13 protein-coding genes are annotated in these 11,763 nt (G+C 48.2%); 3 read left to right on the top strand and 10 right to left on the bottom strand.

Going from position 1 to position 11,763, the window contains the following annotated elements; translation table 11 throughout:
* Positions 1-13: 13 nt before the first annotated feature.
* From OM95_RS13460 to OM95_RS13475, 4 genes are read right to left on the bottom strand one after another with little or no spacing between them, the layout of a single operon-like run.
* On the bottom strand, positions 14-922 hold the full coding sequence (locus OM95_RS13460; protein ID WP_291516398.1) for an MBL fold metallo-hydrolase: 909 nt from the start codon (positions 920-922) through the stop codon (positions 14-16).
* On the bottom strand, positions 903-1,670 hold the full coding sequence (locus OM95_RS13465) for a lysophospholipid acyltransferase family protein (RefSeq protein ID WP_041874836.1): 768 nt from the start codon (positions 1,668-1,670) through the stop codon (positions 903-905). Before OM95_RS13465 ends, OM95_RS13460 begins: the two co-directional genes overlap by 20 nt.
* On the bottom strand, positions 1,667-2,611 hold the full coding sequence (locus OM95_RS13470) for a phosphatidate cytidylyltransferase (protein WP_041874838.1): 945 nt from the start codon (positions 2,609-2,611) through the stop codon (positions 1,667-1,669). Before OM95_RS13470 ends, OM95_RS13465 begins: the two co-directional genes overlap by 4 nt.
* Positions 2,611-3,969: a sigma-54 dependent transcriptional regulator gene (locus tag OM95_RS13475; RefSeq protein WP_041874839.1), complete on the bottom strand. Its 1,359-nt coding sequence runs from the start codon at positions 3,967-3,969 to the stop codon at positions 2,611-2,613. Before OM95_RS13475 ends, OM95_RS13470 begins: the two co-directional genes overlap by 1 nt.
* Before the next feature lie 138 nt (positions 3,970-4,107).
* Here OM95_RS13475 and serA point away from each other — a divergent pair, with 138 nt between their 5' ends.
* Positions 4,108-5,313, top strand: coding sequence for a phosphoglycerate dehydrogenase (gene serA / locus OM95_RS13480; RefSeq protein ID WP_041874840.1), 1,206 nt, complete (start codon positions 4,108-4,110; stop codon positions 5,311-5,313).
* Here the strand turns inward: serA and OM95_RS13485 are convergent.
* The 4 genes from OM95_RS13485 to OM95_RS13500 are packed head-to-tail and all read right to left on the bottom strand — an operon-like array spanning position 5,287 to position 7,445.
* A complete protein-coding gene (locus OM95_RS13485; RefSeq protein WP_041874842.1) occupies positions 5,287-6,690 on the bottom strand; it encodes an FAD-binding oxidoreductase in 1,404 nt (467 codons plus the stop codon). The genes serA and OM95_RS13485 overlap by 27 nt on opposite strands.
* 8 nt (positions 6,691-6,698) lie before the next feature.
* Entirely contained in the window at positions 6,699-6,908 is a 210-nt protein-coding gene (locus tag OM95_RS13490; RefSeq protein ID WP_041874844.1) for a DUF2892 domain-containing protein, read from the bottom strand.
* Between the two features lies 1 nt (position 6,909).
* Positions 6,910-7,212, bottom strand: coding sequence for a Grx4 family monothiol glutaredoxin (gene grxD / locus OM95_RS13495; RefSeq protein ID WP_041874845.1), 303 nt, complete (start codon positions 7,210-7,212; stop codon positions 6,910-6,912).
* 20 nt (positions 7,213-7,232) lie between these two features.
* Positions 7,233-7,445 carry a BolA family protein gene (locus tag OM95_RS13500; RefSeq protein ID WP_253696357.1) on the bottom strand — a complete coding sequence of 71 codons (213 nt, stop codon included), beginning with the start codon at positions 7,443-7,445 and terminating at the stop codon, positions 7,233-7,235.
* Between the two features lie 80 nt (positions 7,446-7,525).
* On the opposite strand from OM95_RS13500, the gene OM95_RS13505 reads away from it, so the two are divergent.
* Positions 7,526-9,475, top strand: a complete 1,950-nt coding sequence (locus OM95_RS13505) for an alkaline phosphatase family protein (RefSeq protein WP_291516399.1) — start codon at positions 7,526-7,528, stop codon at positions 9,473-9,475.
* A gap of 3 nt (positions 9,476-9,478) precedes the next feature.
* On the opposite strand, the gene OM95_RS13510 is transcribed toward OM95_RS13505, so the two are convergent.
* Together OM95_RS13510 and OM95_RS13515 are read right to left on the bottom strand one after the other, a co-directional pair.
* Entirely contained in the window at positions 9,479-10,168 is a 690-nt protein-coding gene (locus OM95_RS13510) for a PilZ domain-containing protein (RefSeq protein ID WP_041874848.1), read from the bottom strand.
* Position 10,169: 1 nt separating this feature from the next.
* Positions 10,170-11,312, bottom strand: a complete 1,143-nt coding sequence (locus tag OM95_RS13515; RefSeq protein ID WP_041874850.1) for a cyclic nucleotide-binding domain-containing protein — start codon at positions 11,310-11,312, stop codon at positions 10,170-10,172.
* Positions 11,313-11,429: 117 nt separating this feature from the next.
* Between OM95_RS13515 and OM95_RS13520 the strand changes: the two genes are divergently transcribed.
* Complete coding sequence (locus OM95_RS13520) at positions 11,430-11,747, top strand: HNH endonuclease (protein WP_041874852.1); 318 nt, start codon at positions 11,430-11,432, stop codon at positions 11,745-11,747.
* Positions 11,748-11,763: the final 16 nt, after the last annotated feature.

Genomic DNA, 11,763 nt, shown 5'->3' on the forward strand with positions numbered 1-11,763 from the left:
GCCTAATTCTTTCCTAGAGCTGAAATCTTTTTTGTACGGCGAAGTCATGGCCGTTGCGCTCGATCACGGCAGCGTCACAGTAGGGATCGTGTTCAAAGAACAAATACCATTTTTGATCCGCGGCCTGGCTAAGATACTTTTGTTTTTCTTCCATCAATGTCAGGGGATGCAAGTCGTATCCCATAAGCCAGGGAATTTTCACGTGAGAACTGGTGGGCACGACATCGCCACAGTAAAGAAGCGTGGCTGTTCCGTCAGTGACCTTCACCATTTGTTGAGCCTGAGTGTGACCGTTGGAAAGCAGAACGGAAACCCCGGGAAGAATTTCTTTTTCTCCGTCCAGAATATTCAAGACGCCGGCTTCTTGCAGGGGTTGGAAGTTGGCCGAATAATAACTAGCACGCTCACGCAAATTTGGTTTGCTGGCCGTTTCCAAATTTCCTTTTTGAATCCAATACTGTGCTTTGGGGAAAGTCGGAACCAGTTTCCCGTCTTTTTCCGTGGTCGCGCCGCCGGCATGGTCAAAATGCAAATGAGTCAAAATCACATGATCAATATCTTCGGGGCGCACACCGAATGAGGCCAGGGATTTCAAAAGTGAGGGACCGCTGTCGTCAATGTTGTACATCTCGGCGAATTTCGTACCCAGCTTTTCGCCGTACTTGGCGATGAAATCTTTGCCTTGACCGTTGCCTGTGTCGATTAAAATATTCAGGCCCTGGGATTTTAAAAGAAGAGCGCGCGCTTCCATGGGAATGCGATTTTTATCATCAGGCGGATTGGATCTTTCCCAAAGAACTTTGGGAACGGTGCCAAACATCGCCCCGCCATCCAGGCCGAATTCTCCGGTGGGGATGGGACAGATTTGATAGGGACCAATCTGCAAAGAGGTTTTCTGAATATCAGACTTGTTCGGAGTCATCTTTTGTTTCTCCTTCCAGAGGCTTGTCTGGGAATGCGTTCGGATTGATCGTCAGCACCCACTGCCTGTAAGCATCATACACCTGCTTAATCGGGCCAGGGGGATGAACCGGACCAACGTGTAAAATCAGCTTTCCTGGCAGGGGAATAGGCTGACCTTTGGGCCATAGTTCCATATTGCCTTCAAGATATGTGAATAAAAGAGGTGTTTGAGTGCGTTCTGAAAAAATCGAAACGCCGCGTTTAAATTCCTGAATTTTTCCGTCTTTAGAACGCGTGCCTTCAGGAAATATAATCAACCACATTCGCGGCAATTCAGTTAAAAGTTTTAAGATCAAATTGATCGCTTCACCCCGGCGGTCTTTGCGGTCAATCGGAATGGCGCCCAGACAGTGCTTTGAAAAGAAGGTGAAGAGCGCATTGGTAAAGAAGTAATCCTTCGCTGCCGCGATATAAAGATTCAACCAGTAACGGCGCGGAATGGATGCGGCAATTGAAACGGCGTCCAGATGGCTGGCGTGATTGCTGATGATGATCAGCTTGGGCTGAGTTCGATAGATTTCTTTAAAGGGTGTGCCCTTCACCTGCAGCCGAATATAAAACTTAAAAGCGATATTCTTTAGGAAGATCGACCACAAAAAACGCATGAACACGCTGAACATGTCGATATGGCGAGTGAACAGCGGCAAGTGTTTTAGATAAGTCGGCAGTTTCGTCCACTGCTCGTTTTCGTAGTTCCAATCCTTCATAGAATGACCGTCATAACGTAATAGTAAATGGGCGCGACAAAAATCAATCTGTCGACTCGGTGTAAGAAGTCACCACGTCCAATAATGAAAGGTCCTACGGTTTTCATTCCCGCATCACGCCGAACCACGGTCATGACCAGGTCACCAACGAATCCGCCCAGCGAGGCCACCAGGCCAGAAGCCAGCCAGTACTTGTCAGAACCATCCGGCAAAAGGAAGCGCATAGAGCCCGCCAAGAACAGCGTCAGTAGAATCGAAGTCGCCGTACTGCCGACCGTTCGACGGGGATTGATGCCGGGGAACATTCTCCAGCCGCCGATATAGCGGCCCACCGCCAAGTTGGTGTTGTCACAGAATTCAGTCAGAATGATCAGATACATCACCTGGTAAACACCATTGGGGAATTTTAAGATCAATCCCAAGTGCATGAAGGACCAGCCCAAAAAGATGAAGGCGAGCAGGGTCAAGGACATGTATTGAATCATGCGCTTGTAAGAGTTACGGATCAGAGGAACCAGGCAGCTCACACCTAAGACAATCATCGGCATTGAATTGTAAATATCGATGCGATCATACCAGGCGCAAATCCCCAGGCCGATAATGCCTGCGTAACACAACAAGACGAAATAGCTGCGATGAAACATCCCCATGATCTGGAAGAAAATCTTGGCACCCGCGATGGCCAGAAGGGTGAGGAACACCAACGGCCAGGGTTCAGGTAAACCCATCACTAGGAACATCAAGGGGGCGGCGACCAGCCAGCTTTTGATGCTGGCCCAGGACTGCACAAAGTAATAGTTCTTATTGCGGAAAAAGAAAGTGACTGCGCCCGAAGCAAAGATGATCGAAAGAACAATGAAAACTGTCTGACGATAAATATGACTTTCCCACGCGGTGGGCATTGAGATACGAATGGGAAAACTAAAATCAAAAAAATCCATTATGATGGTTCCTCGTCAATTTTGTAGTCTTTGATCTTCTTATAAAGATTGGATCGTGAGACTTGCAGGACTTTCGCGGCTTCTTCAACGTCGCGAGTTTGTTTTAAACAAGTGCGGATGGCATGGGCCTCAAACTCTTCGACAAGAGTGTTCAGTCCTTTGTTGAAATCTATAGTGGTATAAGAGGGGGCGCCAAGGGCCGTCGCAGCAGGCTTTAACCAAGCCGCAACGTCTTCATCCCGAATGAACGGCAGGGGCGAGGTCAGGCTGAGCTGTTCGCAGACGCGTTTCAGCTCGCGCACATTTCCCGGCCAGTTGTATTTTTTCAAGGCGGCCAGCCCGTCTTCAGCAATGGTTTTATTGCGGCGAGGACGTTCGGCTTCCAGAAAGTGCCGAGCCAGTTCGTCAATATCCTCTAAGCGTTCGCGCAAAGCAGGCAGCTCGATTCTTTGCGACGAAAGACGGTAAAGCAGATCTTCACGAAACTCGCCTGCGGCCACCATTTTTTCCAAAGAGCGGTTGGTGGCGGCAATCACCCGAGTTTTTACCGTGGTGCTTTCTTTAGCGCCGACGCGACGAACTTCGCCCGTTTCCAAAAAGCGCAGAAGTTTGGCCTGTTGGGACAGGGGCAGCGCCTCGATCTCATCTAAAAAAAGATCGCCGCCATGGGCAGCTTCAGTCAGTCCGACTTTATTTTGCTCCGCTCCCGTGAAGGCGCCTTTCACGTGACCAAACATTTCTGATTCAAAAAGATTCTCTGGAATGCTTGCCAGATTCACGGCAATGAAAGGGCGTTCGGCTTCTTGCTCATGCAGCAGGCGTGCGACGACTTCTTTACCGCAACCGGTTTCACCTTCGATCAGAACCGTGCTGGTTTCGCCGCGAAGTTCGGCAATACGTTTTTTGACCTTCGCTGAAGCGCTGGAGCTTCCGACCCATCGAGTGGTATGGCGAAGAGCACTGGGATCAAGGCTGCGCAAATCCCAAAGCGCCTCAATTTTTTCCAGAATTAATAAAATCTCTTCCGGCATCAAAGGTTTTGCCAAAAATCTTTGGGCTCCGGCTTTCAGGCAACTTTCCATCAGCGCGCGGCTGAGGTCGCCGGACATTGCCACGACTTCCAATTGATTGTTATGCTTGATTAACTTTTCTATGATCTGGGGGCCTGCGGCTTTCGTCGCGCCCGGTTCAAGATGCATGTCCACGAAGGCCGCGTGATAGAAGCGCTCGTATTGAATGGCTTCAAGTTTCACAGCCGAAAAAACTTTCCAATGATTTGGCAAACACATCTTTAAAGACTGTTGTACCAGGGGATCGTCATCGACGATGAGTAGAGAAAAAACTCGAGTTGTGGCCATAGGTATTTAGTCTCTCTTGGGAATATGACTTTGACTATAGTTTGCGCACGTGGTCAGCAAGACTGAGTGTGGGCGTGGAGTCATTTTTGAAATGACTTATAAAGGCGGCGGATTAAACTAAAAAGAGCGGAGGTGCTAGTGAGCGCTCTTAGAATTCTTCTTGTTGAAAACATCCATCCAGTAGCGCAGCAAACTTTGATTTCTGAAGGATATAAAGTGGATTTGATTTCCCACGCACCTTCCGAGGAAGAGCTGTTAAAAAGTCTTCCAAATTATGACGTTTTAGGAATTCGCTCAAAAACGGAAATCACGGCTAAAGTTTTAAAAAACAATCCTCATCTGGTGACGATCGGTTGTTTTTGCATCGGTACAAATCAGGTCGACTTAATGACTGCGCGCGAGGTGGGGGTGCCGGTCTTCAATGCGCCTCACTCTAACACCCGCTCGGTCGCGGAGCTTGTCATTGCCGAGATGATCGCTTTGTCCCGTCAACTGGGAGATCGAAATACGAAGGCCCATGTCGGGGACTGGGTGAAGTCGGCAGAGGGTTCTCGCGAAGTGCGCGGAAAAACTTTGGGGATTGTAGGCTACGGCCATATCGGCAGTCAGGTCAGTGTTCTTGCCGAAGCGATGGGACTTAAAGTCGTTTTCTACGATGTTATTAAAAAACTTCCGTTGGGAAATGCGACGGCGCAGTCGTCCTTGGAAGACTTACTAAAAATTTCCGATTTCGTTACTTTGCACGTGCCCGAAACGCCAGAGACCAAGGACATGATTGGCGCAAAAGAATTGGCGCTGATGAAAAAAGGCAGCCATCTGATTAACGCCAGCCGTGGAACGGTCGTGGTGATCGATGCTTTGGTTGATGTGCTGAAGTCCAAACACATCGCGGGGTGCGCGATAGATGTTTTTCCTGAAGAGCCGGCGTCGAATAAAGAAAAATTCAAATCCCCACTGCAAGGTTTAAACAATGTGATTCTGACCCCGCACATCGGTGGCAGCACTGAAGAGGCGCAGTTCGCCATCGGGATGGAAGTCGCAGAAAGTTTTCGCCGTTATTTGAAAATTGGCTCGTCTTCGGGTGCCGTGAATTTTCCGAATGTGGATCTGCCCGTTAAGCAGGGCACTTCGCGTATTTTGAATGTGCACAAAAACGAACCGGGCGTCCTAGGAGAGATCAACGGTTTGATCTCTAAAGCCGGAGCCAACATCGAAGGACAGTATCTGTCCACCGACGATAAAATTGGTTATCTGGTGATGGATGTGCACTCGGCTCAGGCCCAGGCGTTAGCCGCCGATATTGGCAAGCTGACCCGTTCAATTCGGACCCGAGTGGTGTACTAAGACTTTTCCCGGATTCATGATGCCATCGGGATCAAATAGGTTTTTGATCCCGCGCATGAGGGCGATTTCCGCTTCAGAGCGGGTGTAGGAAAGAAACGAACGTTTACTTAAACCCACACCATGTTCGGCTGAAATCGATCCTTTATATTTTTTCACCGTATCAAAAACCATGACGTCGACTTTGCGGCACTCTTGCACAAAGTCTTCCTTGGTCATGCCCGCAGGTCGCAGAATATTGATATGCAGGTTGCCGTCGCCGATGTGACCAAACCACACGACCTCCCAGGTCGGGTAAGCTTGGGTCAGAACTTTTTCAAGATCTTTCATAAAGGGCGGAACTTGAGAGATCGTAACGGCGATGTCGTTTTTGTAGGGCGAGTACTTGGCTAACGACTCGGAGATGTCTTCGCGATACCGCCAGAAAGTGGCGGCTTGTACGTCAGACTGGCTGATCACACCATCAAGAGCCCAACCCTCTTCCACGCATTTTTCAAAAACGCCGAGAGCATGTTCTTCATCTTGTTCGTTGCGAGCTTCCACTTCGGCAAGCACGTAAAAGGGGCTTTGTGTTTCCAAAGGCGCTGGCAGCCCGGTGTTTTCTAAAACTTTTTTCAAGGCATTGTCTGCGAACATTTCAAAAGCCACCAGCGATGTTTTGGTTTTGAATTCAGCAAAGACCTTCATAACCGCTTCCAGACCACTGACCGCCATAACTAAAACTTTCATCGGCGGAGGTGCCGGTGCCAGGCGTATTGTCGCTTCGATGATGAAGCCCAGGGTGCCTTCCGAGCCGATAAATAAATGGCGAAGGTCATACCCCGTGGCGTTTTTGACCAGACCATTATTAAGTTCCAAAACTTCGCCGGCACCGGTGACGACTTTAAGGCCGATAATCCAATCGCGTGTCAGTCCATAACGAACGACTTTGATGCCTCCCGCATTGGTGGCGATATTGCCGCCCATTTGGGACGAGCCCGCTGCTGCAAAATCCACAGGATAAAAAAGATTTTTCGAGTGCGCGAACTCTTGCAAGGTTTCAGTGACAACGCCGGCCTCAATAACGACAGACTGATCGACAGCACTGAAATCTTTGATTTTATTCATCTGATCGAATGAGACAACGACCTCGCCCTGAAATGCGACGGCCGAACCGGAAAGGCCCGTGCGTCCGCCGGAAGGGACCAGACCGATTTTATTTTTGCGTGCCCATTTCACCAAAGAGACGACTTCGTCAGTGCTGCGGGGGAAAACGATGGCTGTGGCTTTGATGTCGTAATAGGTTGTCCAATCTTTGCCCCAAAATTTCAGGCTTTCCTCGTCGGTTTTGATTTGGTCTTTTTGCAAAAAACTTTCAAGTTCGATGAGGGCCGGGGACATACAACATCCTATTCTTCGTCTGGAATCGCGCGATGATAATCTTTCAGAGTTCTTATTCTAAAGAAGGCGTAGACAGGACACAAGCCCCAAGCTGCGGTGATGAGGCCATACAGACCGATGTAAGCCCAAAAGGGGCCGCCGGCAATGGCGTAAGCCGTCAGCAATACGCCAAAAATAAACCTTAAAATGCGGTCCCAAACGGCAACATTACATCTCATGTTATTTTAGAAGCTCTTGAAGCTCGCCAGACTGGTACATTTCCATCATGATGTCGCTTCCGCCCACCAATTGTTTGTTGATGTAAAGTTGCGGAATTGTCGGCCAGTTGCCGTATTCTTTGATGCCGCTGCGGATTTCTTCGTCCTCAAGAACATTCACGTCATGGAATTGAACGCCGATATCCTGAAGGATTGCACAAGCGCGGGCAGAAAAACCGCACATGGGAAACTGTTGCGTGCCTTTCATGAAAAGCACGATTTTGTTTTGATTTAGAATGGAATCAATTTTTTCATGAGTCGTCATGGAAACCTCTTTTAAAAAACTTATTTGATTTTAGTCTTGATTGAGAGAGCGTGAACCTCGCCGGTCTTCAATTCTGGACCAAAGCAAGCCATCACGTGCTGATGTTGTTGAATGCGAGTCATTCCCGCGAAAACCGGGCTTTCCACGAACACTTCGTAGTGGTCTTGAGTGCCGGTAAGATCGTAAACTTCGATCTTAGCGCCCTGGTAATGAGATTCTAATCTTTCTTTCATTTGTTCTGGTGTCATAGAGGGGGAAAGTAGCAGAGGGGCCGAGTTAAGTCCACTTGAATGACACAGGCGGTCGATGTACTATGGGCGATATGTTTGGACCGACGTCACGCCTGCTCAAAGTCTTCGCTTTAGCTCTCTTAGCTTTGCTCTTTTATTTCTTCGCCCGCGTAGAGTTTCTGCTATGGAACTGGAGCCTTTTTAAAGCAAAAGAGTTTTCAGATATCTTATGGTCCTTCATCGTGGGGTTGCGCTTTGATATCTCGGCCGTGTTAAGCCTTTCGGCACCTTTGATTCTTTTAGCCATGGTGCCCTGGCCCGGGCGATGGCAAAGGGGCTGGCAGTGGTTTTTGGCCGTGGGCTTTACCGTCCTGCAGATCCCCTTGTTTATTTTGAATTTGGGCGACACCGAGTTTATTAACTTCGTGGGGCGACGGTTCACCTATGACAGTCTTTTTATCATGAATGAATTGCAGGGGAAGATCTGGAATTTTGTCTCTAGCTACTGGCTGCTTTTTATCATCAATACAGTCTTGGTTGTGTTGTTCATTGTGGCAATTTTTCGCCTCAGTTTTAAAAATGCCCCCGGTCTTTATTGGCCCGGCCAAAGAAAACAGCCGCTGGGCTACTGGCTGTCGCATCTGTTCTTAAGCTTTGTGGCGATTGTTATTTCGGTGATTGGCATTCGTGGTGGTTTGCAAAGCAAACCGGTGAATTTTGTCAGCGCCAATGTTTTTCCGGCGCCGCTTTTAAATAATCTGGTTTTAAATTCCTCGTTCACCTTCATCAAGAGTTATGGTGCCGAGGGGCTGAAACAGGAAAAATTCTTTGCCAGCAAAGACGATCTTTTACGACACCTGAATGGCTCGTATGCAGGTTCTAAGCTGGAAGGCTTGCGACTGCCGAAACCTCAGAATGTGGTTTTGATTATTCTGGAAAGCTTCGGCGAAGAGTACCTGGGTCCTGTGAACGGCAAAAGCTATACTCCGTTTATGGACTCGTTGATGGAAAAATCCTTGGTCTTTAAAAACGCCTACGCCAACGGCCGCCGTTCGATCGAAGGAATTGGCGCGGTTATGGCGGGAATCCCGGCCTTGATGAACGAGCCGTTTATTTCATCGCACTTCACCTCGAATTATTTCTTGGGCCTGGGCACTTTGTTATCACAAAAAGGGTATTCAACAAGCTTCTTTCATGGCGGGCATAACGGCACCATGTACTTTGATTCGTTCATGCAAAGTGCCGGGGTCGAAAAGTATTTTGGTTCGAAAGAGTACAACAATGCGGCTGACGATGATGGTGTCTGGGGGATTTGGGACGAGCCTTTCTTGCAGTGGATGTTGGTGCAGTTGGATTCGACTCCGCAGCCCTTTATGACATCTGTTTTTACGCTGTCCTCGCACCAGCCGTTCAAGGTGCCGGCGCAGTACCAGAGTCAATTTCCCGAAGGGCCTATCGAGATTTTAAAAACCATTGCCTATACGGACTTTGCGTTAAAAAAGTTTTTCGAAGAGGCGGCGAAAAAGCCTTGGTATAAAGACACACTTTTTATTGTGACTGCGGATCACACGTCCATGCACTATCGTAAAGAATACGAGAATGATCTGGGCAGCTACCGCATTCCTCTGTTTCTTTATCATCCCAGCTTTGCCTTTCCGAAAGTGGATACGGAAAAGATTGTGCAGCAGATCGATATCCCGGCGACGGTCCTGGATTTTTTAGGTATTTCAGAAACGGACAAAAACTATCTGGGCAGTTCGATGTTTGTGGACGGGGATAAGACGGCCGTTAACTTTATCGATGGACGCTATCTTCTTTTTGCCAATGACTTTTATCTGCGCTGGACACCGGGACACACAGAGCCGCAAATGTATTCAGCGTTGGATCGCGATGGTTTGCAAGAACTGACGGGCGCGATGATCACGCCGGAACAGCGCGAGCGAAAGCAGCTTTTGGAACAAAAATTAAAAGCCACTATTCAATATTTCAATGAAGGCATGTGGGATAATAAACTGTATTATCCGACGCGGTGAAGACTAGGCCGCTTGGCGCCGAAAGAAGAGCTCTCTTTGCAGATCCGTCAGTGACGTGACGATATTCTCTTCGCTCGAATTGGCCATGTGGTTGAACTCCACACCTAAAACCAGCAGGGTTTCATCTTTAATGCGGATGTTTTTGATAACCCCTTGAACTAAAATCGGCTCGCGGTCTCCTAAAAAGATTTCCGCCTCTACCAGATCTTCAAGGTGAAGATCGGCATGGCCTTGAGAAATTTCCACGGCACAGCCTTCGGTGCTTAAATCTAAAAGCCGGCAGGTTTGTGAACAAATCGTTTGATTAAGATAATTGATCACAAACTCGGCCGAATAGTTTTCCGGCAGAACATAGCGATAGTTCCGACGTCTTTGTAAATGAAACAGATTCAACACCGTCAGCGTCACGTAATGTTCCGAAATCACCGGGTGCGTGTCGAAAAGATATTTTTCACCATCGACCGAAACACTGGCGGTGAAGGTGTCTTTTTCGTTGGTGTTCATCGTCGTGTCTTCGGGATGATGACATTTGATTTGATTGTTCGAGTTGATACTGACCGGTTTTAAAGCGATGGTGCGGTCGAATTTATCACGAAGGTAAATAACCTCTTTTTTAGCCAATACCTTTTGTAAAAGCATTTGCTTTTCAGAGTCGCTGTTCACCGCTTTAAAAACAATCAGGGCTTCACTCATTTTAGGCCGCCGCTACAATTTTGTGACCGCATTCATGACAGAACTTGGCAGCAGCCTGAAGTTCGGCCTGACAAGCCGGGCAGGAAGGTCCGCCTGCGGATCTCTTTTTCGGTTTTTCTTCTTTTTCGTCCATATCGACGAAACCTTTTTCATTCCATTTTTCGATTTCTCGAAGCATCTTCCAGCTTTGAAAGATCGAACGGAATTCTTTGAGTTCAAACTGCAGGATGACTCCCGTTGAGCTGGTCTTGCGCTTCATAAAGACACCTTTACCTTCAAGTCGGGCAAAGTGGTCGTTGTTCAGATTGATGCCGATTTCGTTTTTACAGTGCTCGCTGAATTTTGCGAACTCCACGCCGACGACACCGAAACGGTCGGGTTGTTCGTTTTCGCAAAGCTTTAAAAGAGCGTCCAGCATCTGTTGGCACAGCTCATCGACTTTAAGAAGATCCGAACGATTTTTAAAATAATAGTATTGATAGAATTCAAAGAAGCTTTCCAAAAGCCCTAAATCCAAGAAATGAACTTTCTGAATTTCGTCGGGGCCGTCTGGATTGTCCGGGGCTTTACCCATCTCATACAAAGCGAGCTTAAGTTTGACCAGAACGTTAATCACCTGTTCAACGCGCTTGGGGCCTTCGCCCATCACACGCTGTGAATACTGCTTCATCATGCTCCAGTCGACTACCACGCGTCCCGGTGTTGAACGGTCGCCTTTGTGATTGGCCGTGTGGAAAACAGCGCCAAAGGCTTTGGCGACTTGATCTTCAGGACAAGGAGAAGAATCTTTTTCAAGCTTGCTGGAACGAACGTCATTCACCGCCAGGCGCAGGCGGTCGGCCAGTGACTTGATAATCACTTTGAGCATTTGTGGGGCGCCTTCGTACTGCTGCTTCAAGGTTTCGACGGGAATTTCCAAAACCTTAGTTTCGGTGGTGGCGATAGCCGAAGTGGGGTGAGTATTCTGCCCCAGAATCACTTGATCGCCCAGGATATGAGAAGAGCCCAACTGGAATAGATCTATCGTCTTTTTTCCGCGAATCAGGCACTGATTGGCGGCCCCAGTTTGAATAAGATAGACAGAGGTGATTTTATCGCCATCTTTATAAATCACTTCGCCTTTTTTAAAGGTTTTAACTGACATACGCTCGTTCTCCTTCACGTTGATATCGGTAAAAACACCCTAAAAATAAAGGCATTCGGGGCTCTGCCAAGGTCTAGAAACTTGCGGTTGGCCTGAACTTCGTCTATAACACCGAGCATGGATTATTTCTTCTCTGCCGCTCCTCCCGAGCACCAAAAGCGTGAAAAAGCCAAGGCCCGCGAGCTGCGCCAAAGCCAGTGGTGGAAGCAGGAACTGGGAAAAGGTCTTTGTTACCACTGCGGAGAAAGATTCAAGCCCGCTGATCTCACAATGGATCACTTGATTCCCATCGCGCGTGGGGGCAAATCCAATAAAAATAACTGCGTTCCCTCGTGCAAGGACTGCAACACGAAAAAGGGTTATAAAACCCGCGCCGAAATGGCCTTGGACGAGTTGTCACAGAATGCGAAGCCTGAGAACTCTGAAGAGGAGTAAACAAACTGGTTTTAGG

Origin of the sequence: Bdellovibrio sp. ArHS, from assembly GCF_000786105.1 — a bacterium.
Lineage (GTDB): Bacteria > Bdellovibrionota > Bdellovibrionia > Bdellovibrionales > Bdellovibrionaceae > Bdellovibrio.